Genomic DNA, 25753 nt, shown 5'->3' on the forward strand with positions numbered 1-25753 from the left:
GGGAGGCGAGGTCGTCGGGGGTGACGCCGGGGAGGGGCTGGCGGGTGCGGAGGTATTCGGCGAAGGCGGCGGCCAGGACGTCGATCTGGAAGCGGGGGGAGGTGGCGGTCCAGAGGTCGGCGGCGAGGGTGGCGCTGTCGAGGGAGTGGGTGGTCTCCGCGGGGCGGCGGGTGTCGGGGTCCTGCCAGCGGACGGTCACGGTGGCGAGCTGGCCGGCGGCGCCAGTGCGCAGGCGGACGCGGTAGAGAGCGGTGACCGAGTGACCGGGGCCGATCTCGCCGCCGTCGCGGGAGTCGTCGCGGAACTCTTCGGGGGCGAGGGCGCGGTTCTCGTAGCCGAGCAGGTGGTAGGTCTCGACGACGCCGGGGTTGAAGACGACCTGGGCTTTGGCGTCGCGGGCGCGCAGGTCGAGGGTGGCGGGGAGCTGTTCGACGAAGGCTTTGCGCGCCTGTTCGAGGGAGCTGACGTAGATGGCGGCGCCGTCGCCGTTGTCGGCGAGCTGTTCCATCAGGTCGTCGCCGTAGTCGCGGCCGACGCCGACGGAGAGCAGGGTGATCTGCTTGGCGGCGTGTTCGGCGACCCGGTCGAGGATGGTCTGCCAGGAGGTGGAGCCGGTGTTGGCGAGGCCGTCGGAGAGCAGGATGACGCGGTTGGTGGCGACGGAGCGGAACGACCGGGACGCCTCCTGGTAGCCGGTGATCAGCCCGTCTTCCAGGTTGGTCGAGCCGTCCACGGCGAGGCGGTCGATGGCGGCGTGCAGGCCGGAGCGTTCGGCGACGGGGGTCATCGGGATGAGCAGTTCCGCGGTGGTGCTGAACGGCACGATGGCGACCTGGTCGCCGGGCATGAGCTGGTCGACGAGGGTGTGCATGGCGTCGCGGACCAGGTCGAGCCTGCCCGGCTCGTTCATCGAGCCGGAGACGTCCACGACGAAGGTGAGGTTGGCGGGGCGGCGCGCGCTGCTGTCGGTGGCCCGGGTCTGCAGGCCGATCCGGATCAGCGCCTCACCGCCGGGCGTCCGCGCCCCGTCGGCGTGTACGGCGAAGCCGTTGTCGGCCGGCTGCGGATAGTCCTGCGCGAACGCGTTGACGAACTCTTCGGTCCTGACCTGGCCGGGCTCGGGCAGCCGCCCGTCCTGGATGAGGCGGCGGGCGTACGCGTACGAGGCCGTGTCCACGTCGAGCGCGAAGGTGGACACCTGGTCGGTGAGCGTGTCCCGCTGCGCGGGCTGCTCCTGGGCCGCCCCGGCCAGCGGGTCGGGCGGGCGCTGCACCGGGTTGGGCGCCGTGGTGTTGTCGCTGGACCCGCCGCAGGCGGCGAGCAGCAGAGCGGAGATCGCGAGGACGAGGGCGTACGGTCGTGCTCTCATTGGTCGCCTCCATAGGAATGGTGCTCTTCCCGTACGACGACGCCCTGAGGTGATCGCGCCGAGCCCGTCACTCAAGCGACGGCAAACCGTACCCGCCGCGTTACTAGCAGGCGCAGGCGACGCCGGGCGGCGCGGCGAGCGGGTCGGCGGGGAGTCGTTCGACGGTGCCGTCGGCGCGTTCGATCGGGAATCCTTCGCGGGCCCAGTATTCGAAGCCGCCGATCATCTCCTTGACCCGGTAGCCGAGTCTGGCGAATTCGAGCGCGGCCTTGGTGGCGCCGTTGCAGCCGGGGCCCCAGCAGTAGACGACGACGTTCGCGGCGGGGTCGATCTCCTGGCGCGCCCGGCCGGCGATCTCGCGGGTGGGCAGGTGCCGGGCGCCGGCGGCGTGGCCGGCGTCCCAGGATTGGCGGCTGCGCGTGTCGATCAGGACCACGTTCCCGAGGTCGTCGGCCACGTCGGAGGGGTCGGTCTCGAAGGCGAGCCGGCCGGCGAAGTGGGTCACGGCCGTGGAATTGCGCGACATGTCGGCTCCGATCTGAAGGGGTTGCGACGATCCTCGCGGCTGACGCCGTTACCAACGAGTGGCGTGAATGCCCTATACCGCTAATATCCAGCCATGCGGGTATCCGTCGTCGCCTTCGATGGCATGGCGCCCTTCGAGCTCGGCTGCGTGGTCGAGATCTTCGGGCTGCCCCGGCCAGAACTGAACGTGCCCTGGTACGACCTGCGGGTCTGCTCGGAGACCACCGGAGCGCTGCGCGTCGTCGGCGGATTCACCATGCGCACGGAGCACGGCCTGGAAGCCCTCGAAGACGCTGAAACCGTGATCATCCCGGCCGTGCCCCGCCTCGGCGACGCCATCACGCCGGCGCTCCGCGACGCCCTCCGGGCCGCGCACGGCAGGGGCGCCCGGATGGTCGCCATCTGCTCGGGCGCGTTCGTGCTGGCCGCCGCCGGACTGCTGGACGGCCGCCCGGCCACCACCCACTGGAAGTACGCCGACCAGCTCCAACTCCGCTTCCCCACCATCCGGGTCACCCCCGACGTCCTGTACGTCGACGACGGCGACATCCTCACCAGCGCCGGCAGCGCCGCCGGACTCGACCTCATGCTGCACCTCATCCGCAAGGACCACGGCCCGTCGATCGCCAACGCGGTCGCCCGCCGGCTGGTGATCCCGCCGCACCGGGAGGGCGGCCAGGCCCAGTTCATCGAGGCCCCGATCACCGTCACCGACGACGACTCGATCAGCCGGGCGATGGAGTGGGCGCTCGCCAACCTGGCCCAGCCGATCACCGTGGCCGCGCTGGCCCGGCGGGCGGCCATGTCGCCGCGCTCGTTCCTGCGCCACTTCCACCGCAAGACCGGCACCAGCCCGCTCCGCTGGGTGATCGCGCAGCGCGTCGCCGCGAGCCTGGCCCTGCTCGAAGGGACGTCGGTCCCGGTCGAGGAGGTCGCCCAGGCGGTCGGCTTCGAGAGCCCGGTGACGTTCCGGCACCACTTCGGCCGCGCGATGCACACCTCGCCGTCGTCCTACCGGCGGACGTTCAGCCGCAGTATTTGAGTACGCCCTACTCATGCGAGCCCACCGAACCGCCCGCCAGGATCAGGTCATGGACCTGACGGATCTCGTACGAACCAGCCTCGGCGCCCCGGAGGCGGAAATCGCCGAACAGCGGGTCGAACCGATCCACCACCCGACCGGCATGCTGTCGACCGCCGGGCTCTCCCGCGTGCGCGGCACCACCACGACCGGCCGGACGTGGTCGTTCGTGGTCAAGTCCATCCACTCCGTCAAACACTGGCCCGGCCTGGACACGGTGCCGAAAGAGCTCCAGGACGATTTCATCGCGGGCTTCCCGTGGCGCACCGACGTGGACGCCTACCTGGCGGACGAGCCGCTGCCGGAGGGTCTGCGCCTGCCCCGGCTCTACCATCTCGACGATCTGGGCGACGACCGCCTGGTCGCCTGGATGGAGGACGTCGACGCCTGCGCCAAACCCTGGGACCTGGATCGGTATCGCACCGCGGCCAGGCTGCTCGGCGAGCTGGCGGCAAGCCGGCCGGCCGCGCCTGGCACGAACCTCGGCCTGCACGCGGTGTACCAGGGCCCGACGCTGCACCTCTTCATCCCGACGCTGGCCGACCCGGCGACCTGGCGGCATCCGCTGCTCCCCGGCCCTGACGACCCGCTGCGCGCGGACCTGCTGACCGTCGCCGAGTATTTCCCGGCCCTGCTCGCAGGACTTGACCGCCTCCCGTTCACCCGCTGCCACGGCGACGCCAGCCCCGCCAACCTGCTGGTCCCGATGGACGGATCGGCCGAGTTCGTGGCGATCGACTGGAGCTGGGGCTGCCCCACCGGCATCGGCTTCGACCTCGGCCAACTCCTGGTGGGCCAATCCCACGACGGCGTCACCGAACCGGAGGACCTGCCCGCGATCCACGAGACGATCCTCACGGCGTACTCAGACGCGATCGGCACCGACGCGAGCTTCGGATACATCGGCGCGCTGCTCGTGCGCTCCCTGTTCACCGCCATCCCGGTGGAACGCCTGGGCGAGGACCCGACCCCCGAACTGGCCGACCTGTTCCGCAAACGGATCGGCCTGGCGCGCTTCGCCGTCGAACTCTTCACCCGGCACGTACGGCCGCACCTGGCCTAGATCGCCAGCGAGAACCACACGGTCTTCCCGCCCGCCACCCGGCTGGTCCCCCACCGCGCCGACAGCTGGCTGACCAGATAGAGCCCGCGCCCCTCCTCGTCCAGCCCGCCGGGCTCGCGCAGCACCGGCATCCGGTGATCGTCGTCGCTGACCTCACAGAGCAGCACATCGGTGCGCAGCAGCCGGATCGTGATCGGCCGCGGGGTGGTGCGCACCGCGTTGGTGACCAGTTCGGAGGCGAGCAGCTGCGCGGCCGGGACCAGATGGCCGAGCCCCCAGCTCTCCAGCGTCCGCCCCACCAGCCCGCGCACCCGCCCCGGCGTGGTCACCTGCGGCTCCAGCATCCACTGCGCCACGTCCTGGCTGGGGATGCCCTTGAACCGGATCGCCAGCAGAGTCACGTCGTCGCCGTGCCCGTCCGGGATCAGGCTGTCGCACAGGTCCTCGATCGGCTCGCCGTCCGACAGCCGGCGGCGCAGCCGCTCCACCCCCACCAGGATGTCCTCGCCGCGCTCCTCCACCAGCCCGTCGGTGTAGAGCACCAGCATGCTGCCGTCCTGGGCGGCGATCTCGGTGGTCTCGAAGGGGGTGCGCCCCAGCCCGATCGGCGCGCAACTCGGCGGCGCGAGCACCTCGGCCTTGCCGTCCGAGGCGACCAGAATCGGCGGGAGATGCCCGGCGCTGGCGATCGTGCACCGCCGCAGCACCGGGTCGTACACGCAGTAGACGCAGGTGGTGATGGTCTGCGCGGCCAGCCGCTGGGCCATCTCGTCCAGCGAGTGCAGCACCTGCTCGGCGGGCAGATCAAGCGAAGCCAGGGTCTGTACGGCGGTGCGCAGCTGCCCCATGATCGCCGCCGCGTCCAGGCCGTGGCCCATGACGTCCCCCACGACCAGAGCCACCCGGCTGCCCGGCAGCGGGATCACGTCGAACCAGTCACCCCCGACCCTGGCGGCGGCCGGCTGGTAGCGGAAGGCGATCTCCAGCCCGGGTAACTCCGGCGGGCGTCCGGGACGCATCCCCCGCTGCAGCGTCTCCACCGTCTCCAGCTGCTGCCGGTGCAACCGGCCGTGGTAGATGGTCAGCGCCGCGGGCACCCCGAGCTGCCCCGCCAAGTGCAGATCCGCCTGGTCGAACGGCGGGCGTTCACGCTCCCGCGCGAGCACGGCCCAGCCGATCGCCTTGCCGTACGCGCGAAGCGGGACCACCAGCACGCCACCGGCCGTCACGGCCGGTTTGAGCAGGCTGTCGTCCTCGGCCCACCGCGCGGGCAGCCGCCCGCGCGGGTCGATCCGGTGCAGCGCGCCGCCGTCCAGGTAGACGGCGGCGGCGTCGGCCAGCCACGGTACGGCGGCCTCGCACCACAACCGGGTGGCCTGCTCGGGATCGAGGCTGTCCCCGATCGCGCGCATGGCCTCATACAGAGTCTCCCCGTCCCATGACACGGGCTTCCTCGGCTCAGAACTGGTTACGGCGGCAGTTGAGGAACAGCTGGATCTCCGGCGGCGCCTGGGTGGTGGCCGGGGCGTAGGAGATGTCGGTCTCCAGCACGACGGTGAACCCGGCCTCCTCGATGACGGCGCGCAGGTCGTCCCGGAGGTAACCGGTCACCCGTACGGGGGCGCCGAGGAACTGGAAGGGCACGTCGTCCAGGTCGATCTCGACCATGCTCAGCGCGAGCACGCCGCCCGGGACGAGCACGTCGTGGATCCTCTTGAGCGCGGTCGCGATCTGCTCGCGCGGCAGCATGAGCAGCACGAAGAAGGCGACGACCGCGTCGAACCGGCCGAGCGAGTCGTCCAGCTCGGTGATGTCGCGTTCGAGGAAGGTGCCCTCGGGGACGTTCTTGCGCGCGATGTCGAGCATGACCGGCGAGATGTCGATCCCGACCACCTCGCAACCGGCCTCGGCGAACTGCTGCGAGGTGGGCGAGCCCGTGCCGCAGCCCACGTCCAGGACGCGGGCGCCCGGCTGGAGCTGTTTGATCAGCCACTCACCTGCCGCGATCTGGCCTTCCTTGTGCGGGAACGCGTCGTCGTAGCGGGAGCCGATACGGTTGAAGGCCTCAGCCTGCAGCGCACGGTACTCCTCGCGGGAGCTTCCGGACTCGGATTCAGTTGTCATCTATGCCGCCATTGTGATCAGCCGTCATCTGCCCACTCTTAGATAGGGGCACATCGTACACAAGTCAAGATATATCGGCGTAAATTCGTCGTTTCCGGGCCGCGACGTGGGAGATTACCGGCAACTTGCCGGAATTGGACAGTCAAGTTCACCGTCAAGCGGCAACTTTGCTACTGTGCACTACTTTCCCATCATTTTCCGGGACAGCCGACAGGGTGGCGCCAACTTAACCGAAGTTCAGTAGCCCCGCTCCGACGACGGCCCGCCCGAAAACCCGAGCCAGCTCGGCCAGCCGCTCACATTCCTGATCGTCCAGTACGGCATACGCCGGGAACGCCAGCACATCCGTCCGGTCCTCGATGCCCTGGCGGAACGCCTGCCCGCGCTCGGTCAGGGTGAGCCCGTCGCCGAGCAGTCCGCGGGCGCGAAGATCCTCCTCGGCCGCCGCCCAGACCTCCCTGGGCCAGCCGCGGGTGGCTCTGAGCAGGTCCACCATGCCTTTGGTGGTCGCCGCGTAGAGGACGAGGGCTTCGAGTCCGGTGAGTCCTTCGGTCACGAGGGCGGCGATGTGCCCGTCGCCCCGGTACTCCCGCAGCAGGGTCTGCGCGTGCCACAACCGCAGCAGCGGCTCATCCGGCCACGGCAGTGCCGCGTGCGCGGCGAACAGCGCGCGTCCCTGCACGTGCCGGCAAGCCTCCAGGGCTGCCCGAGTCGCCAATTCCAGCGTCTCCGGCAACTCCGGATACTCGTGGAATCCGGCCCTCCGTAATGCGGCCCCCGCCGCGTCCAGGCGTGCTTCCAGCAGTTTCTCCGGCGTCACCACATCCCAGACCGCGGGAATGCCCTCCCGTACCAGGTCAGGACAGAAGTTGAAAAATGTGGCTATGACCACCTCGGCCGGGACGGCCCCCATAGCCGCCACCCGGGAAGCGAAATAACCCGCCTGCCGATCCTCGACTCCCAGGGCCCGATACCGCTCCGGCGCCTCCGGCACGAAGTAGACCATCGCGTGCAACGGCTCCAGCCGCCGCCAAGCCTGCCGCGCCGCCCCAACCGAAGCCATCCCAGCCCTCCAACCCAAGGTGACCGAACATTATTCGGCGACACCCGGACCGTCAATCTCCGGCCCGGGATCCTCAACATCGCCCTACGGCAGCAGCGACCCCGTGAACAGCGCGGGCCCGGCGGGATAGATATCCGACAGAAGCCAGAGGCGCGAGGTGGTGAGTTCGATGCCCAAGTTGTCCCGCCCCTCATGATGGACGGCGAACTCGCCAGAGCTGGGAACCTCCTGGACAGTCCAGGCGATGGAGTCGGGAGACGTGCCGATGACCACCGGCCGCTGCTGCGCGCCCTCCGCGGGCGAGAGCGCCAGAGCCGAGATCCAGACCTTGCCGGAGGCGTCCTGCGCGATCGACTGCAGGCCGATGATCTCGGGCGGAAGCGCCACCGTGGTCCACGTACTGCCGTCGTAGCGGCTCAGCAGGGGCTCGGTAGGCCGGGGTTCCCCCCGCGTGTAGTTGGTGCCGACGACCCAGATGTCATCGGAGGTACGCGGAAGGACGTCCTCCAGCGTGGACCCCTCGCTGAACGGGGCCGGGTAGGGAACGTTCTCCCAGGCCGACCCGGTGTAGTGCGCAACCCCGGGGACCGAGTCATCCTCGCCCGGGGCGTTACCCACCGCCCACGCCTCGGCGGAGATGCCCTTGAGGGCCAGAACCCGCTGCATCGGCATGGAGTGCGGCACCCACGCAGTGCCCTCCAGCCGCCAGATCGTGCTCGCGCCGGGCTGCGTGCGGATCCCAGGAACCCACAGCCCCGAAGGGGTGTGCTCAGGCGCGGCCGACGTCAGCCCGGGAGGTGCCGGGACCTGCACGAACGCGCCGTTGACGAGGTGAGCCATATAGGCCGCGCCGTTCTTGGTGCCACCGATCCACACCTCACCACCGGTGGTGGCATTCACGCTGCTGAGAACACCCCGACTGGAGAAGTTGGGAATCGTGAACCCGGCCCACCGTCTGCCGTTCCAGCGATGGACCACGGGATTGCCGGGATAGCCAGGCTTGAGCGCCTGATACCCGACGATCCAGATCTGATTCTGCTCCGGCGCGGCCAGATCCAGAAGCGCCGCCTTGGGCCGGAGTTCCGGCAGCGGATGACTTTGCAGGACCGGATCCGCAGCCAGCACGGGCGAAGGCACCATGACGGCTGCCGCCAGAACGAGGAAGGCCGCCGCGGCCCGGCCGATAAAGGGGCTCATATGCCAAGCTTCCCGGACTTCACAGCAAATGATCTCGTTTGTCCCGCTCTTTTCACGGCGAGTTCCAGAGAATCGGTCAAGAATGGAACAAAGCCTACAAATGCCATTTTCCGGCGACGTACGGACATGCTTGGTAGTGGGTTCACGACCGGCAGCCTTGTGCGGCCCAGGCCAGGTAGGCGGGAGTCTGGTCGGTGACGATCCGGTGCACGCCGTAGTCGCCCAGGCGTTGCCACGCGCTGGGGTTGTTGGGAGTCCAGGCGTAGATCGTCGCGTCCGCCGCGCGGTATTCGCGGACCCGCGCACGGCTCAGATTGTCGTAACGGACTGCGACGAAGGAGAACTCCTTGGCCAGCGCGACTCGGGGTGCGGATACCGACAGCAGGCCCTTGCGGGCCGGGATGGAACGCACGGCGCGCAGCGCCGAGGGAGAGAACGAGGTCAGGCTCGCCCAGGTCGAGGCCGACAGCCGCCGGTAGAGGTCCTGCAGAGAGCGCCGGTCGGCCGCGTCGGGCACCTGCTTCAGCTCTACCAGGGTCTCCTCGGTCTTGCCCCGCAGCAACCGCAGGGCTTGGCCGAGGGTCGGCGGGTGCCGGCCGTCGGCGGTTCGCAGCGCGCGGAACTGTGCCAGTGTCATGTCGGCGACCCGGCCGGTCGCCGTGGTGGTGCGGTTGACCGTGGCGTCGTGCATCAGCACCGGGCGGTGATCCTTGGTGAATCGCACATCCAGTTCGACGCGGTCGGAACCCGCCTCCAGGGCGCGCTGGAACGCCGGCAGGGTGTTCTCCGTTCCCGTGGCGGCCGGGTAGCCCCGATGGGATATCAGGCCGGGCACCGTACAGGTCGCCGGCGCAGCTTGGGCGAGGTCGTGCGCAACGGCGCTCGAGCTCAACAGGAGAGGCGCCAGCGAGGAGATCGCCAACACTCCCCGAACGACCGCAGGCGCAGCCTGCGGAGCGGGTGACCCGCCTCCGGCCGGCAGCGGCCGGAGGCGGGCAAGCAGAGTCATGAGCGTCGTCCGGCGGTGGTTACTTCCCGCTCACTTTGCGCAGATACTTGGCCGAAGACCAGCCGACCTTTCCGTTGGAGGCCTTCACCTTGATCCAGCCCTTGACCGGCGCGCACTCACCGGACGCGGCCCCGCCGGCCACCGTCAGCCTGCCGATCGGGCGGAAGCGCAGCCCGGCGCCGGAACGGACGTTGAGGTAGCTGGCGGTCCGCACGTGCGTGAGCCGGTAGGTGCAGGCCAGGTTAGGAGGGCTCGTCTTGTACAGGTTCACCGCCGGCACCCAGCCGGCCTTGCCGTTGGAGGCCTTGACTTTGGTCCAGCCGTTGACCGGGGTGCAATCTCCGGATGTGCGCCCGTCGGCCGTCAGCGTGCCGATCCGGGGAAACTGCCATCCGGCACCGGAGTAGACGTCGAGTTGGCTGCCCGCCCGCACGCCGGTGACCTGGTGCGTGCAGACCGGGGCGAAGCTGCTGGCAGAGCTGTCGGCGGTGCGGGCGGCGGCCTGGGCGGGCAGGCCGGTGCCCAGCAGCCAGCCGATGGTGGCGCACACGGTGAGCGCGGGGGTGATCCGCTCGGCGAGGGTCATGATGTCGTCCCTTCCTCTGCATGTCCCGCGGCCTGAAGGCCAGCGGGTGAGGTCAAGTTCGAGGCCCTTGACCTGCGATGCTTACGGAAAGTAGATATCCGATTACTTTACGCTTACACACGGGAACGATTGCTCAATCATTCTTTACTCTGGCCGTGGCGGTCAGAGCGACGACCTCATCCAGGGTGAAGCCAGCCGCTGCGCGGCATTGATCACGTTCAGCAGGACCACGGCCTCGGGCCGGGCGGAGATCGACGCCGGGCAGCGGGGTTACGTCCAGCGAAGTGGACAAGCGGCCTGACACCACCCGGGCCTTCCGCAACCTACACAGCAAGGCCCAAACCAGGCAGAACCGAGCTCGGAATCCCCTGAAACGACAAAATCCCGCCCGATCAGCAAGATCAGACGGGATCCCGGTCAACTTCAATCGAACCGTCTCAAGAACGGCCCTGAGTGGAGCTATGGGGATTCGAACCCCAGACCCCCTCCATGCCATGGAGGTGCGCTACCAGCTGCGCTATAGCCCCTTGCGGTGTGTGTGAGTGTATCGGACCTCGGGGGTGAAGAGGTAACCGTAGGAATGTCACATCGGGTCGGTGCGGTGCGTCTGGAGGGTCATGGGTGTGGAGGCGTTTCTGGAGCATCGGTCGGTTCTGGTCGGGGTGGCGTACCGGATCCTGGGGAGTGCGGCGGACGCCGAGGACATCGTGCAGGAGGCGTGGGTGCGGTGGTCCGAGGTGGAGCGGGGGGAGGTGGCGGATGCGCGGGCGTTTCTGGTGCGGGTGACGACGAATCTGGCGATCGATCGGCTCCGGCGGTTGAAGGTGCGGCGGGAGTCGTATGTGGGGGATTGGCTGCCCGAGCCGGTGAGCACGGGGCCGGAGGTGGCGGAGCGGGCCGAGCTGGCGGACAGCGTCGAGCTGGCGATGCTGGTGGTGCTGGAGACCTTGTCGCCGTTGGAGCGGGCCGTGTTCGTGCTGCGGGAGGTCTTCGGGTTCTCGCACGCGGAGATCGGGGAGACGATCGGGCGCGCGGAACCCGCGGTGCGGCAGCTGGCGCGGCGGGCCCGGGAGCATGTGCGGGAGCGGCGGCCACGCTTCGACGTCGATCGGCGGGAGCGGCGGGAGGTCACCGAGCGGTTCATCGGCGCCTGTACGGGCGGCGACCTGCGGGCGCTGATGGAACTGCTGGCCAAGGACGTGACCCTGGTCTCGGACAGCGGCGGAAAAGCGCGGGCACCACGACGGATGCTGGTTGGCGTCGATCACGTGTGCCGTTTCCTGCTCGCGGTCACCCGCCCAGAAGGGGTCGCGGCCTTCCTCGCCCACGCGGGGATGCCGCCGGACACCGCGTTCGACCTGGAGATCTCGGAAGTGAACGGCGGACCGGCGATCGTGGCTTCCACGGGAGGTACGGCCTTCACAGTGATCTCGTTGCTGGTCGTGGACGGAAGGATCGAAACCATCTACTTGCTGGCCAATCCCGAGAAGCTCGCGCATATCGTGAGTGAGTGATCACGGTCGGGGTCGATCTGGCGACTGGGGACCGCGCCCTGGTTGGGCGCGGTCGAGCTGGTTTGCCGTACTTCCGATGACGTAGTTACGGCGCGGGCGGCGGCGCTGGGTCTGGTCAGCGTGCCGACGCCTGAGCAGACGGCGCGCACCGAAGGGTGGATCGCGGTTTCTCGTGACATCGCTGAACGAGTTGATGTCACGTTCTGAAGGTGAATCACGGTCCCGGTGACGTCGCTGGACGGGTTGGCGTCACCTCTCGGTCCCGGTGACGTCGCCGGATCGGTTGATGTCACGTTTTGAGGATGGGTTGCGTCCAGGGGGCATGGATGAAATCACCGTAATCGGAGGCGGGCTTGCCGGGCTGACGGCTGCCATCGCCTGTGCGGAAGAAGGTGCGCGGGTCGTCCTTCTCGAAGGGCACCGGGCGCTCGGAGGGCGGGCGCGGTCGTCGGCGGAGCCGTACGTCGCGAATGATGGGACTCACGTCTTCTACTCGGATGGGGAGCCGTTTCGGTGGCTTGCCCGGCGGGGGCTGGTGCAGCCGTATCGGCGGCTGGGCCTTCGTGAGGGGCGGAGGGCGCGAGTCCGGCATGACGGGAAAGTGAAGGCGTGGGTGCCTCGGCCGTTGCTGGTGGCGATCGCGAAGCGGGGGCTGACGGCGCCGGTGGCGGAGGACTTCCGGTCGTGGGGGGTCAGGCGGCTGGGCGTCGACGCCACCGATGCGGTGGCGGGGGCGCTGGGAGTCGTCACGTACGACGCAGATCCGGGGCGGCTGTCGGCCGGGTTCGTGTGGGAGCGGTTCCGGCGGGCGCTCGCGCCGAAGTTCCCCTCGCCCAGGTATGTCGTCGGCGGCTGGGGCCGGGTCATCGACCGGATGGCCGCGCACGCCCGTGAGCTGGGCGTCCGCATCGAGACCGGGAGCCGGGCCGACGCGCTGCCGGCGGGGCCCACCATCGTCGCGACCTCGCTCGACGCCGCCCGCGTGCTGCTCGCCGACGACTCGCTGCGCTGGGAGAGCGGCCGGGCCGTCCTCCTCGATCTCGGCGTACGGCGGGACGAGCGCGACCTGTTCCTCCTCTCCGACCTGGACGAGGGCGGCTTCCTGGAGCGCTACTCCTCCCCCGACCCGACGCTGGCGCCGGACGGGGAGAGCCTGGTCCAGCTCCAGCTGCCGATGCGCCCGTCAGAGTCCAAAGCCGACGCGCTGGTACGGCTGGAGCGGATCGCCGACCTCGGGCTGCCCGGGTGGCGGGACCGGGTCACCTGGCGGCGGGACGCGCTGGCCAACGGGCGGACCGGCGCGCTCGACCTGCCGGGCACGAGCTGGCGGGATCGGCCGGCCATCGAGCGCGGCGACGGCGTCTGGTTGGCCGGGGACAGCGTTGCCGCCCCCGGCCTGCTCAGTGAGGTGGCGATGCACAGCGCGCTGATCGCCGCCGGGCACGCGCTGGCAGCCGTCACCCGTTCGGCGACTTCCTCGCGGAGATCGCCCGCTGCAGGATGATGAAGACGAACAGCAGCACGCCTGTGACGATCTTGATCCACCAGGAGCTGAGCGTGCCCTCGAATCGGATCAGCGTCTGAATCGATCCGAGGAGGAGCACGCCCAGCAGGGTGCCGAGGACATATCCGGAGCCTCCGGTCAGCAGGGTGCCGCCGATGACGACGGCGGCGATCGCGTCGAGTTCCATGCCGACCGCGTGCACGCCGGTGCCCGACAGGGTGTAGGTGGCGAACAGGATTCCGGCCAGCGCCGAACAGGTCCCGCTCACAACATACGCGCCGATCTTGGTACGGGCGACGGGTAGGCCCATCAGCAGCGCGGACTGCGCGTTGCCGCCGATCGCGTAGACGCCCCGGCCGAACCGGGTGTAGTGCAGCCCCCAGAACGCCAGGCCGAGCACGGCCAGCGCGACGAACACGGTCGGTTTGACGAACATGTCCCCGGGGAGCTGGATCGGGATGTGCGGCCACTCGGCGAAGAGCGGATGCTTGATCGAGATCTGGTCGATGCTGATCACGAAGCAGAGGCCGCGGGCCAGGAACATGCCGGCCAGAGTGGCGATGAACGGCTGGATCTCAAAATGATGGATCACATACCCCATCGCGAACCCGAGCGCCGCTCCGACGCCCATCACGATGGGAATGCATAACCACCCGACGTGCTCGACCAGCGAAGCCGACAACATCGCTGACAGCGCGATCACCGCTCCCACCGAAAGGTCGATCCCACCGGTGAGAATGACGAACGTCATACCGATCGCCGCAACGAGCAAGAACCCATTGTCAATGAACAGATCAATGACAACCTGCCCCGACCCGAACGCCGGATAAACCGCCGACCCAGTCCCAAACAACACAACAAACAACGCCAGCGTCACCAGAACCGGCAAATACTCCCGCCGAACAACCCGCGCCACGCCCAGCTTCAAGTGGTTCTCTCCACCCACCCGCCCTTTGGGACGCTCGCGCTCGGCCCCACCCAGCCCACGCTCCCGCTCGGCACCACCCAGTTCGCCTTCGCGCTCGGCCGCCCCCGACTCGGCCCCGACATTCCCTCCGCCAAGCTCGGCTGCGCCGGACCCGTGGCCAGATTCGGCCCCACCCGACGCACGCCCGGAATCCACTCCTCCGGACGAGCCGCGCTCACCCTCGGCCCCGCCCGCCCCTGGCCCCTGCCCACCGCCGGGCTCAGCGCCACCCTTACCCGCGACGGCACCTCCAGCCCCAGGAACCGAAGAGTCCTTCGACGTGCGCTTCATGCTGGAACCTCCGCTTCGCTTGGAGCAGGAGTAGACGGCCGGCTCCGATGGAACGCTTTCGCCCGGAACGCCGGTGACTGGATCAAACACACGACCGTCACCACGACCGCCTTGAAAACGAGCGTGATCTGGGGCGGAACCCCGGTCGTGTAGATCGTCGTGGACAGGGTCTGAATGATCAGCGCCCCCAGCACGGTCCCGGCGAGCGAGAACCGCCCGCCCATCAGCGACGTCCCGCCGATGACCACCGCGAGAATCGCGTCCAGTTCGATCCAGAGCCCGGCGTTGTTGCCATCCGCCGCCCGGATATTCGAGCTGATCATCAACCCGGCGATCCCCGCGCAGAACGCGCAGAACACATAGGCCAGCACCAGCAGCCGCCGCGCCCGGATACCCACCAGCCGCGACGCCTCCGCATTGCCGCCCACAGCTTCCAGCAGCAACCCGAGCGCCGTCCGCCGGATGAGAACCGCCGTAGCCGCGAACACCACGACAACGACAAGCACCGCGAACGGGAACCCGAACAGATACCCGCCGCCGATCAGCTCATACGGATCACTGTTGATCGTGATGATCTGCCCATCGGTGATGAGCTGCGCCACTCCCCGACCGGCGACCATGAGAATCAACGTCGCGATGATCGGCTGAATCCCGGTCCGGGCCACCAACAGCCCATTCCAGAACCCGAGCACCAACGACAGGCCGAGCGCCAGCCCAACCGCCGTCAGCACTCCTCCGACGGCCTCCTGATCCGCCTGCTCGGCGATGATCGAACAGGCCAGCGCCCCGGAGATCGCCACGGTCGCGCCGACCGACAGATCGATCCCCCCGGTCGCGATCACCATCGTCATCCCCAGCGCGATGAGAATCAGCGGCGCCCCGTACAACAGGATGTCGATCAAGCTTCCATACAGGTGCCCGTTCTTCAACTCGATCCGGAAGAACGTCGGCGTGAAGATCAGATTCGCCAGCAACATGACCACCAAAATCGCAGCCGGCCAGAACAGCCGATGCCGGGTCAGTTCTCTCATCTCGCGACTCCGTTCGCGATGATCTCCAGGAGGCGTTCCGGGGTGGCGTCGGCCTCGTTGGCGATCTCGGCGATCACTTCCCGGTCCCGGAGCACTTCGATCTTGTGGCTGATCCGGAGGACCTCTTCGAGTTCGGCCGAGATGAACACCACGCCCATCCCGTCCCCGGCGAGCGAAACCACCAGCTTCTGGATCTCCGCCTTCGCCCCCACGTCCACCCCACGGGTCGGCTCATCCAGGATGAGCAGCCGAGGTTGCGTGATCAGCCAGCGGGCGAGCAGCACCTTCTGCTGGTTCCCCCCGCTGAGGTTGCGCGCGGGCATCTCCGGATCCCCAGGCCTGATGTTGAGCGCCTTGATGTACTTCCCGACCAGTTCTGCCCGCCGGGAGGCCGACAACGGCCGCAGCCACCCCCGGGCCGCCTGCAGGGCCAGCACGATGTTCTCCCCCACCGTCAGATCCTCGACCAGCCCTTCGCTCTTGCGATCCTCAGGGCAGAACGCGATTCCACGCCCGATAGCCGCCCCGGGCGTCCGCAACACGGCCGCGGCTCCGCCGATCTCAAGCGTCCCGCTGTCGGCCCCGTCCGCCCCGAACAGCAATCGGGCGGCCTCGGTCCGCCCGGAACCGAGCAGTCCGGCGAACCCCACCACCTCACCCGGATGCACATCCAGATCGAACGGCGCGACTCCGCCCTTGCGCCCCAGCCCCCGCGCGGCCAGCACCGGCTCCCGGCTCGCGATCGCGTCCCGGACGTCCTCGCGCGGCGCGTGCAGTTCCTCCAGGGTGCGCAGCACCCGCCCCGTCATGTGCCCGACCAGCTCAACCCGGCTCAGCGCCCGCGTCTCGTACTCCCCGACCAGCCGCCCGTTCCGCAGCACCGTCATCCTATCCGAGATCTCGAACACCTGGTCGAGAAAATGCGAGACGAACAGCACGGCCACCCCGTCATCCCGCAACCGGCGCATGAGCCTGAACAGCCGCTCCACCTCATCCCGGTCCAAACTCGACGTCGGCTCGTCCAGGACGAGCACTTTCGCCGAAATATCCACCGCGCGAACGATCGCCACCAGTTGCCGTACGGCCAGCGAATAGGACCCCAGCGGCGCACCCGGATCGATGTCCAGCTGGAACCGCTCCAGCAGCTCCGCCGCCCGCCGCCGTGCCTCTTTCCACTGGATCCGCCCGAACCGGTACGGCTCCCGCCCGATGAACACGTTCTCCGCCACGGTGAGGTTGGAGCAGAGATTCACCTCCTGGTAGACCGTGCTGATCCCGGCCGCCTGAGCCTGTTTCGGGCTGCCGATCACGACCGGCGCCCCGTCCAGCCGCACCGAGCCGGAATCAGCCGTATGCACTCCGGTGAGCACTTTGATGAGCGTGGACTTGCCCGCGCCGTTCTCCCCCATCAGCGCGTGCACCTCGCCGGGAAGCAGCCGGAAGTCCACGCCGTCCAGCGCCCGTACCCCCGGAAAGTTTTTCGTGATGCCCGTCATCCGCAGCACGGCGAGCCCTCCTTCGGGGCCGGGCGGCCGTGCAGACGGCCGCCCGGCGAACGGGGTCAGTACTGACGCGTGGACAGGGCCTCGGCGGCCTGCTTCGGGGTGAAGGTGGTCTCCTTCGTGACGATGCGCTTCTCCAGCGCCTCGCCGGCCGCGGCCTTCTTGGTCAGCTCCATCAGCTGGTCGCCCAGGAGCGGGCTGCACTCGGCGATGAAGTTGATCTCATTGGCGGCCAGCGCGGTCATGCCGTCCTTGACCGCGTCGATGGTCGCGATCTTGATGTCGACGCCGGGCTTGAGACCGGCGGCCTTGATCGCCTCGATCGCGCCCAGGCCCATGTCGTCGTTGTGCGCGAACAGCAGGTCGATCTTCGGGTTGGCCTGCAGCAGGGCCTGCATGACCTCCTTGCCCTTGGCCCGGGTGAAGTCGCCGCTCTGCGAGGCGATCACCTTCATGTTGGGGTTGGACGCGATGGTGGCCTCGAAGCCCTTCTTGCGGTCGATCGCCGGCGCCGAGCCGACGGTGCCCTCCAGCTGGACGATGTTGACCGGGCCGGTGGCGGAGGTGAACTCGGCCAGCGCCCACTTGCCGACCTCCTCGCCCTCCTTGACGAAGTCGGAGCCGATGAAGGTGGCGTAGAGGGAGGCGTCGGAGTCGACGGCCCGGTCGGTCAGAATTACCGGGATCTTGGCGGCCTGAGCCTCTTTGAGCACCGCGTCCCAGCCGGTGACGACCACCGGTGAGAAGGCGATCACGTCCACCTTCTGCTGGATGTAGGAGCGGATGGAGGCGATCTGGTTCTCCTGCTTCTGCTGCGCGTCGGAGAATTTCAGGTCGATCCCGGCTGTCGCCGCCGAATCCTTGACCGACTTGGTGTTGGCGGCGCGCCAGCCGCTCTCCGAGCCGACCTGGGAGAAACCGAGCACGATCTTCCCTGATCCGGCGTCGTCACCGCCGCAGGCGGTGAGTACCGTCGCCAGCAAACCGGTGGCGACTACCGCCGATAATTTCCTCAACATGAACTGTCTCCTTCGGGTGTTGGGGGGTGTCAGAGGCCCTGAGCCAGCCGGTAATACGCCTGGTTCCAACGGAGCTCCTTGGTGAACTGCCTGGTCGTGGTGGTCTCGTCGATGAGGAGCAGCTCGGTCCCCGCCATGTCGGCGAGGTCGGTCAGCTCCTCGGCCCCGATCGCCGCCGACATGGCGGTGTGATGCGGGCCGCCGGCCATCAGCCAGGTCTCGGCGGCGGTGCGGAAGTCCGGTGCGGGCTTCCACACCGCGCGGGCCACCGGCAGCCGCGGCAGCGGCTCGGTGGGCGCGACCAGTTCGACCCGGTTGGCGACCAGCCGGAACCGGTCCCCCATGTCAGCCAGGCCAACCACGACGGCGCCCCCCGGCGCCGCGTCGAAGACGAGCCGCACCGGGTCTTCCCGGCCGCCGATGCTCAGCGGGTGAATCTCGCAGGACGGTACGGCGGCCGCGATGCTCGGGCAGACCTCGAGCATGTGCGCGCCCAGCACGCGTTCCTGTCCTGGTTCGAGGTGGTAGGTGTAGTCCTCCATGAACGAGGTTCCGCCCGGGAGACCTACCGCCATCGTCTTCAGGGTGCGGACCAGCAGGGCGGTCTTCCAGTCGCCCTCGCCGCCGAAGCCGTACCCGTCGGCCATCAGCCGCTGCACGGCCAGGCCCGGCAGCTGCCGCAGGCCGCCGAGGTCCTCGAAGTTGGTGGTGAACGCGCCGAAGCCGCCGTCGGTGAGGAAGCCGCGCAGGCCGAGCTCGATCCTGGCCGCGTACCGCAGCGAGTCGAGCCGCTCCCCGAGCAGCTCAGCCGCCACCTGGTAGCTGTCCGCGTACTCCTTGACCAGGGTCGTCACCTCGGCGTCGGCCACCGCGTCCACGGCCTCGACCAGTTCGTTGACGCCGTAGGTGTTGACCGAGACGCCGAACCGCAGCTGCGCCTCGACCTTGTCGCCCTCGGTCACGGCCACGTCGCGCATGTTGTCGCCGAACCGGGCCAGCCGGAGCGAGCGCATCTCGGCCAGGCCGAGCGCGGCGCGGGCCCAGGAGGCGACGCGGCCGACCACGACCGGGTCGGTGACGTGCCCGGCCACCGTCTTGCGTGGCACGCCAAGGCGGGACTGCACGTAGCCGAACTCGCGGTCGCCGTGGGCGGCCTGGTTCAGGTTCATGAAGTCCATGTCGATGGAGTGCCACGGCAGCGCGACGTTGGCCTGGGTGTGCAGGTGCAGCAGCGGGGTGCGGAGCGCGTCCAGGCCGGCGATCCACATCTTGGCGGGTGAGAAGGTGTGCATCCAGGCGATCACCCCGACGCAGTCGTCGTCGGCGTTGGCGTCCAGGCAGATCCGCCGGATCGCGCCGGCGTCGGTCAGCACGGGCCGCCAGAGCACCTGGACCGGCAGGCCCGAGTCGCCCAGCGTCTCGGCGATCAGCCGGGACTGGTCGGCGACCTGGGCCAGGGTGTCCTCGCCGTACAGGCCCTGGCTGCCGGTGAGGAACCACACTTGCTTCATCGGACTCCCTGTCCGTAGACGTTCTGGTAGCGGTCGTAGAGCCGGTCCACGTCGTCCGGCGCGATCTTGTCCGGCGTGCCGAGCTGCCGGGAGATGTGCACGGTTCTGGCCACGTCCTCACACATCACGGCGGCCTTGACGGCCTCCCGGGCGGTACGCCCGATGGTGAACACGCCGTGGTTGCGCATCAGCACGGCGGGCGAACGATGCCCGGCCAGCGTGGCCACGATGCCCCGCCCGATGTCGTCCCCGCCGATCAGCGCGAACGGCCCGACCGGGATCTCACCGCCGAACTCGTCGGCCATCGCGGTGAGCACACACGGAATCGGCTCCCCGCGCGCGGCCCAGGCGGTCGCGTAGGTGGAATGCGTATGCACAACCCCGGACACATCCGGCCGTTGCCGATACACGTACGCGTGCGCGTACACATCACTGGAGGGTTTCAACCCGTCCTGTACGGGTTTCCCGTCCAGATCACAGAGCACCATCGACTCGGCAGTCAGGTCCTCGTACGGCACGCCGCTCGGCTTGATCAGAAGCAGATCCTCCCCGGGAACCCGCGCGGAGACGTTGCCCGCCGTCCAGACCACCAGTCCCGAGGTCACAAGTAATTGATGCAGGTCGGCGAGTTGCTGCCGGAGTTCGATCATAATCAACCTAGCAATAGTTTGTGATTGCGCTAACATCACGGACCTCACGAGGCTCATGAGACCCTGCTTGCTCTCTGAACGGCTTGCTGTGCTCTATCGGCGTTGCGCGGTGGACTCGCGGACGACGAGCTCGGGCTCGACCATCCGCCGGACGTCTCCCTCGACACCCCCGATTCGGTCCAGGAGGAGTTGCAGGGCCTGGCCGCCGACCTCGCCGAAGTTCTGCCTGACCGTGGTCAGCGGCGGCCAGAAGTACGCGGCCTCCGGAACGTCGTCGAAGCCGACGATGCTGACGTCCTCCGGCACCCGCTTACCCGCCTCGCGCAGCGCGCGCAGCAGGCCCAGGGACATCGGGTCGTTGGCGGCGAAGACGGCCGTGATCTCGGGATCGTGGGCCATCCGCCGCCCGTGCTCGTAACCGGACTGCGCGCTCCAGTCGCCGACCAGCGGCTCCGGGATCTCGCACCCCTCCGCCTCCAGGGCCGACCGCCAGCCCCGGATCCGGCCGCTGGCGTCTATCCAGTTGGCCGGGCCGGACAGGTGCCAGACCGTCCGGTGCCCGAGGCTGAGCAGATGCCTGGTCGCGCGGGCCGCACCGGACGCCTGGTCCACCGCGGCCACCGGAACAGGGACACCCTCGCCGCCGCCCACGTCGACCACCGGGAGGTCCTTCGGCAGGTGCCTGAGGCCCTCGGCGGCCGACTCGTGCGGGGCGATGATGATGACGCCGTCCACCGACTGGGAGCGCAGGCGTTCGACGCCCTCGGCGATGGAACGGCGGGTGAGCGCCTGCAGGCTGGCGATGCTCACCAGGTAGTCGTGCTGGCGGGCGGCGCGCTCGATGCCGTAGAGGGTGGAGGCCGGACCGTACAGCGTGGTGTCCATGCTGACCACGCCGAGGACGCCGGAGCGGCCGGTGACCAGGGAACGGGCGGCGAAGTTGGGGCGGTAACCGAGTTCCTGGACGGCCGCGAGGACGCGGGCCCTGGTCTCCGGCCGCACCTTCTCCGGCGCGTTGAGCACCCGGGAGACGGTCATCGCCGAGACACCGGCGAGCCCGGCGACATCCTCCATGACGGCCGCCCTGGGGCGGTCGGCCGGAGAGTCAGCCGTCGGGTTGCTCGATGTCATCGTCCGCGATCCGTTCTCGTGGTGCGTCGTAACCTGTGTTGCGGATTGGTTTCCGAGTGTTTGCGATAACACTGCCGCTGTCAATACCTCGTTAGTACCTATCACGAAGAATCAACGATCCCACAGCTGAGACCGGATTGTTATGGGGCCAGCGGCTTGACCGGATGGCTTGGTAACGCTAACAGTGACGAACCCTGACCGAGCTTTTACCTGTGTGAAGGCGGGGTCCTTCGCCGGTTTGAGGTGAGATGGCCTACTCTTGATCTGTGGTCGCCCGAGGCGAGGTCAGGTCGCCTCGGGTGGCCACCCTTATTCAGGCCCGATCCGGCACCAGATCCTCCGCCGGAACGCGGGGCGGGAGCTCGTCTTCGAGGACGCGATCGGCGCCCGCGTACCAGCCGCTCAGCAGTTGGCCCGCGACCACGACGAGCAGGACCACGAACGGCCACGTCCAGCCGCCGGTGGCGCCGTAGAGCAGCCCGACCACGAGTGGTCCGACGCCCGCGACGAGGTATCCGGTGCTCTGCGCGAACGCCGACAGCGCGGCCGTGCCCTCCGGGGTGCAGGTACGCAGCGGGAGCAGCGCCAGCGCCAGCGGGAACCCGGCCATCGCGGCGCCCACCACGATCGCCCAGACCCACAGCCCCTGGCCGCTGAGCAGGCCGAGGAAGCCCACGACGTACATGCCGCAGAACAGGACCACCAGCGGGCGGACGTTCCGCATCCGGGCGGCCAGGGCCGGCACCACCAGCGAACTCGGGATCGACAGCGCCGTGAACACGCCGAGCACGAGCCCCGCCTGATCCTCGCTGTAGCCGCCGTCCAGCAGAACCTGGAGCAGCCAGCCGAACATCACGTACGCGAGCGTGCTCTGGCTGCCGAAATATCCGGCCAGCGACCAGGCCAACCGGCTGCGGACCATCGCGCGCGGCCCCGCGTACGCCTTCGGCCCGTCCTGCTTCGGATCCTCCCGCAGTACGGCCAGCCACGGCACCGCCGCGATCACCGCCAGCGACGCCCAGACGCCGATGGCCACCCGCCAGTTCCCGCCCGCCGCCCGGTCGATCGGCAGCGTGAACGCCGCCCCCAACACCGTCCCCACCGAGAGCGCGGTCGTGTAGACGGTCATCATGACGCCGGTCCGGCCGGGAAAATGCCTCTTGATCAGCGTCGGAATCAGCACATTGCCGAGCGCGCCCCCCGCCAGCGCCACCGCGCTCCCCACCAGGAACAGCCACGCCGACCCCACCAGCGCCCGCCCCACCAGCCCCACCGCCAGCAGTCCCAGCGCCGCCACCAGCAGCCGATGCTCCCCCATCCGCCGCGCCAGCCACGGCGTCGCCGCCCCGAACACCGCGAAACACAGCACCGGCAACGTGGTCAGCAGCCCCGAGACGAGCCCCGACATCCCCAGCCCGGAGTTGATCTCGTGCAGCACCGCCCCCACGCTGGTGACCGCCACCCGCAGGTTCAGCGCGGCCAACACCACACCCAACAAGACCAGCCGAGTAACCGCCCCAGCCCTCCGGGCCTTGACCGATCCCCCGCTCACCGAATCATCGAATGAGTCCACCCCGTTACCCACACCACTCACAACGGGACAGAACGCCCGAGAACCCCCACGTAGTCCCTCAGCGGGCCAGCCACGCTGGCAACCCTCGATGGGACTGACCGTCTATGTGCTGATATTTCCGGGGCGTGCGCGGTTTCTGAGCAGCCACACCAGGCCGACTATCGGCAGCACGAGCGGGATGAACAGGTAACCGCTGCCGTAGCCCGACCACACGGTCGCGCGGGGGAACGCCTCCGGGTCCAGGAGGCTGAGGGTTCCCACGATGAGGACGCCGGCGAGTTCGATCCCGCAGGCGATGAAGGCGAGGATTCGGTGTTCCTTCGCCAGGGCGACCGTCAGGACGATGTAGACGACCGCCGCGAGGGCCGACAGCAGGTAGGCGAGGGGTGCTTCGCTGAACCGGGTGGCGATCTGCACGGCCGCCCGGGACGTGGCGGCGATCGCGAAGACCGCGTAAACGGCGACCAGGACACGGCCGGGGCCGCCGCGCAGCGTAGGTGTCTGGCTTTCGCCCTCGCCGAGGTGGTTCTGGCTCATGAGATGCCATTCCAGATCTGGAGCAACCGGCCGGTCATGACCGCGACCGTGAACGCGCCGACCGCGATGACCCCGGGCCCCCAGCGGGTGCGCTCCGCCTTACCCCACCACAGCGCCACCAGCGGGATGACCAGCGTTCCCGCCAGATAGCCGATGAACGTCGCCCGCTCGGTCACCTTGTCCAGCTGGGTGAACGCCATCACCGCCTGCACGATCAGGGCGATCTCCAGCACCGCGACGGCCGCCAGCAGACTGATCCCCATCGGCCGGTTGCGCCCCGCCGTGATGAGACAGGCCAGCGCCAGAACCAGCGCCCCGCCGATAACCCACCCCGAATACGCCCCGGACATCACCGACCACCCCAAGGAGACATGGCCAGAAGGCTATCGTCCCCCCCACCCCGCCCTTGATCCCGGTCAGCTCAGGTGAGGTCGTGCTGGAACGCCAAGATGGCCAGCCGAATACGATTCGAACACCCCGTCTTGATCATCACGCTGGAAACATGCGTCTTGACCGTGGTGATCCCGACATTGAGCCGATGAGCGATCTCCGGATTCGACAGCCCCTCCCCGATCAAAGCGAGCACCTCCCGCTCCCGCCGAGTCAACGGAAGCGGCGCCGGAACCACCGGAGCCCGCGTGCCCACCGCCCGATCGACAAGCCGCGCCAGAGCATTGGAACTGAAGGCACGATCCCCCTCCGCCGCCCGCCGCACCGCATCCAGCAACTCACCCGGTTCGGTGTCCTTGACGAGAAACCCACACGCCCCAGCCGACAGCACCGGATAAAGATGATCGTCATCATCGAACGTGGTCAGCGCGATGACCCGAGTCGAAGGCCGCGCCGACATGATCCTCTTCGTCGCCGCCACCCCATCCAACCCCGGCATCCGCAAATCCATCAACACCACATCCGGCACGGTGTCATCGACCAACCGCACCGCATCCGCCCCACTCGCCGCCTCCCCCACCACCTCCATATCCACCACAGACTCAAACAACATCCTCAACCCCATCCGCACCAATTGCTGATCATCCACCAGCAAAACCCGAATCACCCTCCACCTCCCGTCCTACAACCAACCCCCACCGCCACCCAACGCTCTCGCCGCCCGCGCAGATCACCAGCACGAGTTCCGGCTCGAGACGTTCCCCTCCGATTCCGGCGATACGGAGATCGGCCTGACCCCACCCACCACTCCAAGTCCGACCGGACGGAGACGGCTCGGCACACCCGCAACTCAAGCGCCCTTCCAGAACCCGCACCTCCGGATCCCCTCCGTCTGACCGGCAGCACGGTCAAACCACCCCCGCCTCGCGTCTCCCCGTGAGCTCTCTCCGCTCGGCGGGTAATACCGCAGCCAAGCGCCAGCCCCGGCCCATCGGGCCGACGGACAGGGCACCGCCCAATAGCTCGACGCGCTCTCTCATCCCGACCAAACCGTGCCCCATACCTGACCCGGCGCCCCGGGCCGCGGCCGGTTCTGAGGGGTCCGCTGGCGTGCGGCCGCTGTCCTCGATCTGGATTCGGACCGAGTCGTCGGATGTCACGGCGACGTCGAGGGTCACCCGCGCGGACGGGCCGGCGTGGCGGATCGTGTTGGCGAGGGCCTCCTGGGTGAGGCGGAGGACGGTGATGCCCCGGAGTGGGTCCAGGTGGACGGCGGACGGGTCGATGGTGGCGTCGACGCGGAGGCCGGTGGCTCTGGCGCGGTCGATGACGACGGTGAGTGCGTCGGGGAGGCCGCCGGGGTCGACGAAGGCGGTGGCCGGGAAGGGGGTGGGGTCGCGCAGGATGCCGACGAGTTTGCGCAGGTCGGCGAGGGCGGCGGTGCTGGAGGTGTGGAGGTCGTCGAGGACTTCGGTGAGGCGCGGGTCGGTGCCGGCGGGGAGGACGTGCCGGGCGATGCCGACGCGCAGGACCATGGAGGAGACGTGGTGGGCGACCAGGTCGTGCAGTTCTCTGGCGATGGCGGTGCGTTCCGCGGCGCGGGCGGCGGCGATGCGTCCGGCCGCGCTGTCCCGCTCCCGCCGGGCGGCATCCCGCTCAAGCCGGACATATCCCCCGAGTAGCAGCGGCAGCCCGACCATGATGACCATGCGGAACCCGGCCGCGCCGATGGTGGCGGGCAGCTTGTCGAGCAGGTTGAAGCAGACGACCGCACCGAGCACGACCGCCCCCACCGCGACCTGCCGCCCGCTCACCCGCACGGCCAGCTCGAACAGCAGCACGCAGGCCAGCACCTTGAGCACGGGCGCGACCGCGAAGCCGTACTGATCGGCGACCAGGAGCAGGCCCGACTGGACGAGCAGGGCGGACAGCGGCGACCAGCGGCAGAGCCCGCTGAGCACGAGCGCGGCGAGCGCCTGGACCCAGTCGCGCGCCGTCACTCCGGGCACGAGCCAGAGCAGATCGCCCACCAGCGCGGCGAGCAGAATCGCCAGCCGCGCCAGCAGGTAATCCGGCTCGAAGATGCGCTCGATCCACGCCACGCCCGCAGCGTAAA

Annotated in this window: 26 protein-coding genes and 1 tRNA gene; 5 read left to right on the plus strand and 22 right to left on the minus strand. The window is 69.0% G+C overall.

The genetic code is table 11. The features are described 5' to 3' along the window. The coding region (locus tag Acor_RS15735; RefSeq protein ID WP_155337452.1) for a vWA domain-containing protein at positions 1 to 1369 on the minus strand (1369 nt) is incomplete at its 3' end. Positions 1370 to 1472: 103 nt separating this feature from the next. Further along, positions 1473 to 1895, minus strand: coding sequence for a rhodanese-like domain-containing protein (locus Acor_RS15740; protein WP_155337387.1), 423 nt, complete (start codon positions 1893 to 1895; stop codon positions 1473 to 1475). Between the two features lie 93 nt (positions 1896 to 1988). Here Acor_RS15740 and Acor_RS15745 point away from each other — a divergent pair, with 93 nt between their 5' ends. Beyond that, complete coding sequence (locus Acor_RS15745; RefSeq protein WP_155337388.1) at positions 1989 to 2936, plus strand: helix-turn-helix domain-containing protein; 948 nt, start codon at positions 1989 to 1991, stop codon at positions 2934 to 2936. A gap of 13 nt (positions 2937 to 2949) precedes the next feature. Beyond that, positions 2950 to 4038 (plus strand): phosphotransferase, encoded by a 1089-nt coding sequence (locus Acor_RS15750; protein ID WP_155337389.1) that lies wholly within the window; start codon positions 2950 to 2952, stop codon positions 4036 to 4038. On the opposite strand, the gene Acor_RS15755 is transcribed toward Acor_RS15750, so the two are convergent. The 7 genes from Acor_RS15755 to Acor_RS15785 form a co-directional block, all read right to left on the minus strand. Then, the gene (locus Acor_RS15755) at positions 4035 to 5450 is read right to left on the minus strand and encodes an ATP-binding SpoIIE family protein phosphatase (protein WP_155337390.1); all 1416 of its coding nucleotides are present in this window, start codon (positions 5448 to 5450) and stop codon (positions 4035 to 4037) included. The two genes, Acor_RS15750 and Acor_RS15755, sit on opposite strands and share 4 nt — an antisense overlap. Before the next feature lie 46 nt (positions 5451 to 5496). After that, on the minus strand, positions 5497 to 6162 hold the full coding sequence (locus Acor_RS15760) for a class I SAM-dependent methyltransferase (RefSeq protein ID WP_155337391.1): 666 nt from the start codon (positions 6160 to 6162) through the stop codon (positions 5497 to 5499). Between the two features lie 226 nt (positions 6163 to 6388). Continuing rightward, a complete protein-coding gene (locus Acor_RS15765) occupies positions 6389 to 7225 on the minus strand; it encodes an SCO6745 family protein (protein ID WP_155337392.1) in 837 nt (278 codons plus the stop codon). Positions 7226 to 7309: 84 nt separating this feature from the next. Continuing rightward, the gene (locus Acor_RS15770) at positions 7310 to 8422 is read right to left on the minus strand and encodes a hypothetical protein (protein ID WP_155337393.1); all 1113 of its coding nucleotides are present in this window, start codon (positions 8420 to 8422) and stop codon (positions 7310 to 7312) included. 142 nt (positions 8423 to 8564) lie between these two features. Then, positions 8565 to 9314, minus strand: a complete 750-nt coding sequence (locus tag Acor_RS15775) for a glycerophosphodiester phosphodiesterase (RefSeq protein WP_170316952.1) — start codon at positions 9312 to 9314, stop codon at positions 8565 to 8567. 136 nt (positions 9315 to 9450) lie between these two features. After that, a complete protein-coding gene (locus Acor_RS15780; RefSeq protein ID WP_155337395.1) occupies positions 9451 to 10017 on the minus strand; it encodes an SH3 domain-containing protein in 567 nt (188 codons plus the stop codon). A 454-nt stretch (positions 10018 to 10471) separates the two neighbouring features. Beyond that, positions 10472 to 10544 (minus strand) — tRNA-Ala (locus Acor_RS15785). Between the two features lie 90 nt (positions 10545 to 10634). On the opposite strand from Acor_RS15785, the gene sigJ reads away from it, so the two are divergent. Further along, entirely contained in the window at positions 10635 to 11531 is an 897-nt protein-coding gene (gene sigJ / locus Acor_RS15790) for an RNA polymerase sigma factor SigJ (RefSeq protein ID WP_155337396.1), read from the plus strand. A 42-nt stretch (positions 11532 to 11573) separates the two neighbouring features. Beyond that, a complete protein-coding gene (locus Acor_RS15795) occupies positions 11574 to 11738 on the plus strand; it encodes a hypothetical protein (protein WP_155337397.1) in 165 nt (54 codons plus the stop codon). A gap of 82 nt (positions 11739 to 11820) precedes the next feature. On the opposite strand, the gene Acor_RS45445 is transcribed toward Acor_RS15795, so the two are convergent. Then, positions 11821 to 11952, minus strand: coding sequence for a hypothetical protein (locus Acor_RS45445; RefSeq protein ID WP_281353231.1), 132 nt, complete (start codon positions 11950 to 11952; stop codon positions 11821 to 11823). On the opposite strand from Acor_RS45445, the gene Acor_RS15800 reads away from it, so the two are divergent. Next, the gene (locus tag Acor_RS15800) at positions 11893 to 13035 is read left to right on the plus strand and encodes an NAD(P)-binding protein (RefSeq protein WP_246238679.1); all 1143 of its coding nucleotides are present in this window, start codon (positions 11893 to 11895) and stop codon (positions 13033 to 13035) included. The two genes, Acor_RS45445 and Acor_RS15800, sit on opposite strands and share 60 nt — an antisense overlap. On the opposite strand, the gene yjfF is transcribed toward Acor_RS15800, so the two are convergent. The 12 genes from yjfF to Acor_RS15860 form a co-directional block, all read right to left on the minus strand. Further along, entirely contained in the window at positions 12989 to 13981 is a 993-nt protein-coding gene (gene yjfF / locus Acor_RS15805; protein WP_308805655.1) for a galactofuranose ABC transporter, permease protein YjfF, read from the minus strand. The genes Acor_RS15800 and yjfF overlap by 47 nt on opposite strands. Before the next feature lie 308 nt (positions 13982 to 14289). Continuing rightward, positions 14290 to 15324, minus strand: a complete 1035-nt coding sequence (locus Acor_RS15810; protein WP_155337400.1) for an ABC transporter permease — start codon at positions 15322 to 15324, stop codon at positions 14290 to 14292. Next, the gene (locus Acor_RS15815; protein WP_155337453.1) at positions 15321 to 16820 is read right to left on the minus strand and encodes a sugar ABC transporter ATP-binding protein; all 1500 of its coding nucleotides are present in this window, start codon (positions 16818 to 16820) and stop codon (positions 15321 to 15323) included. The genes Acor_RS15810 and Acor_RS15815 overlap by 4 nt, the downstream gene beginning before the upstream one ends. Before the next feature lie 65 nt (positions 16821 to 16885). After that, entirely contained in the window at positions 16886 to 17845 is a 960-nt protein-coding gene (locus Acor_RS15820) for an ABC transporter substrate-binding protein (protein WP_155337401.1), read from the minus strand. A 29-nt stretch (positions 17846 to 17874) separates the two neighbouring features. Next, positions 17875 to 19356: an L-arabinose isomerase gene (araA, locus tag Acor_RS15825; protein ID WP_155337402.1), complete on the minus strand. Its 1482-nt coding sequence runs from the start codon at positions 19354 to 19356 to the stop codon at positions 17875 to 17877. Further along, positions 19353 to 20006 carry an L-ribulose-5-phosphate 4-epimerase gene (locus Acor_RS15830; protein ID WP_155337403.1) on the minus strand — a complete coding sequence of 218 codons (654 nt, stop codon included), beginning with the start codon at positions 20004 to 20006 and terminating at the stop codon, positions 19353 to 19355. The genes araA and Acor_RS15830 overlap by 4 nt, the downstream gene beginning before the upstream one ends. A 93-nt stretch (positions 20007 to 20099) precedes the next feature. Then, the gene (locus Acor_RS15835) at positions 20100 to 21137 is read right to left on the minus strand and encodes a LacI family DNA-binding transcriptional regulator (protein ID WP_155337404.1); all 1038 of its coding nucleotides are present in this window, start codon (positions 21135 to 21137) and stop codon (positions 20100 to 20102) included. 313 nt (positions 21138 to 21450) lie between these two features. Beyond that, positions 21451 to 22626 carry a CynX/NimT family MFS transporter gene (locus tag Acor_RS15840; protein ID WP_246238681.1) on the minus strand — a complete coding sequence of 392 codons (1176 nt, stop codon included), beginning with the start codon at positions 22624 to 22626 and terminating at the stop codon, positions 21451 to 21453. A 186-nt stretch (positions 22627 to 22812) separates the two neighbouring features. Continuing rightward, positions 22813 to 23247 (minus strand): hypothetical protein, encoded by a 435-nt coding sequence (locus tag Acor_RS15845; RefSeq protein ID WP_155337406.1) that lies wholly within the window; start codon positions 23245 to 23247, stop codon positions 22813 to 22815. After that, complete coding sequence (locus Acor_RS15850; RefSeq protein ID WP_155337407.1) at positions 23244 to 23597, minus strand: hypothetical protein; 354 nt, start codon at positions 23595 to 23597, stop codon at positions 23244 to 23246. The genes Acor_RS15845 and Acor_RS15850 overlap by 4 nt, the downstream gene beginning before the upstream one ends. 71 nt (positions 23598 to 23668) lie before the next feature. Beyond that, positions 23669 to 24304 carry a response regulator transcription factor gene (locus tag Acor_RS15855; protein WP_155337408.1) on the minus strand — a complete coding sequence of 212 codons (636 nt, stop codon included), beginning with the start codon at positions 24302 to 24304 and terminating at the stop codon, positions 23669 to 23671. 241 nt (positions 24305 to 24545) lie between these two features. Next, positions 24546 to 25739 (minus strand): sensor histidine kinase, encoded by a 1194-nt coding sequence (locus Acor_RS15860; protein ID WP_155337409.1) that lies wholly within the window; start codon positions 25737 to 25739, stop codon positions 24546 to 24548. Positions 25740 to 25753 lie beyond the last annotated feature (14 nt).

This window comes from Acrocarpospora corrugata (genome assembly GCF_009687845.1).
Classification (GTDB): domain Bacteria; phylum Actinomycetota; class Actinomycetes; order Streptosporangiales; family Streptosporangiaceae; genus Acrocarpospora; species Acrocarpospora corrugata.

Excerpts from the sequence above, each read along its gene's own strand:
- Acor_RS15810 (WP_155337400.1), bottom strand. The coding sequence starts at position 15,324 with ATGAGAGAACTGACCCGGCATCGGCTGTTCTGGCCGGCTGCGATTTTG.
- Acor_RS15820 (WP_155337401.1), bottom strand. The coding sequence starts at position 17,845 with ATGTTGAGGAAATTATCGGCGGTAGTCGCCACCGGTTTGCTGGCGACG.
- Acor_RS15850 (WP_155337407.1), bottom strand. The coding sequence starts at position 23,597 with ATGTCCGGGGCGTATTCGGGGTGGGTTATCGGCGGGGCGCTGGTTCTG.
- Acor_RS15845 (WP_155337406.1), bottom strand. The coding sequence starts at position 23,247 with ATGAGCCAGAACCACCTCGGCGAGGGCGAAAGCCAGACACCTACGCTG.
- Acor_RS15815 (WP_155337453.1), bottom strand. The coding sequence starts at position 16,820 with ATGACGGGCATCACGAAAAACTTTCCGGGGGTACGGGCGCTGGACGGC.
- Acor_RS15765 (WP_155337392.1), bottom strand. The coding sequence starts at position 7,225 with ATGGCTTCGGTTGGGGCGGCGCGGCAGGCTTGGCGGCGGCTGGAGCCG.
- Acor_RS15745 (WP_155337388.1), top strand. The coding sequence starts at position 1,989 with ATGCGGGTATCCGTCGTCGCCTTCGATGGCATGGCGCCCTTCGAGCTC.
- Acor_RS15780 (WP_155337395.1), bottom strand. The coding sequence starts at position 10,017 with ATGACCCTCGCCGAGCGGATCACCCCCGCGCTCACCGTGTGCGCCACC.
- Acor_RS15770 (WP_155337393.1), bottom strand. The coding sequence starts at position 8,422 with ATGAGCCCCTTTATCGGCCGGGCCGCGGCGGCCTTCCTCGTTCTGGCG.
- Acor_RS15740 (WP_155337387.1), bottom strand. The coding sequence starts at position 1,895 with ATGTCGCGCAATTCCACGGCCGTGACCCACTTCGCCGGCCGGCTCGCC.
- Acor_RS15750 (WP_155337389.1), top strand. The coding sequence starts at position 2,950 with ATGCGAGCCCACCGAACCGCCCGCCAGGATCAGGTCATGGACCTGACG.
- Acor_RS15760 (WP_155337391.1), bottom strand. The coding sequence starts at position 6,162 with ATGACAACTGAATCCGAGTCCGGAAGCTCCCGCGAGGAGTACCGTGCG.
- Acor_RS15830 (WP_155337403.1), bottom strand. The coding sequence starts at position 20,006 with ATGATCGAACTCCGGCAGCAACTCGCCGACCTGCATCAATTACTTGTG.
- Acor_RS15835 (WP_155337404.1), bottom strand. The coding sequence starts at position 21,137 with ATGACATCGAGCAACCCGACGGCTGACTCTCCGGCCGACCGCCCCAGG.
- araA (WP_155337402.1), bottom strand. The coding sequence starts at position 19,356 with ATGAAGCAAGTGTGGTTCCTCACCGGCAGCCAGGGCCTGTACGGCGAG.
- sigJ (WP_155337396.1), top strand. The coding sequence starts at position 10,635 with ATGGGTGTGGAGGCGTTTCTGGAGCATCGGTCGGTTCTGGTCGGGGTG.
- Acor_RS15755 (WP_155337390.1), bottom strand. The coding sequence starts at position 5,450 with ATGCGCGCGATCGGGGACAGCCTCGATCCCGAGCAGGCCACCCGGTTG.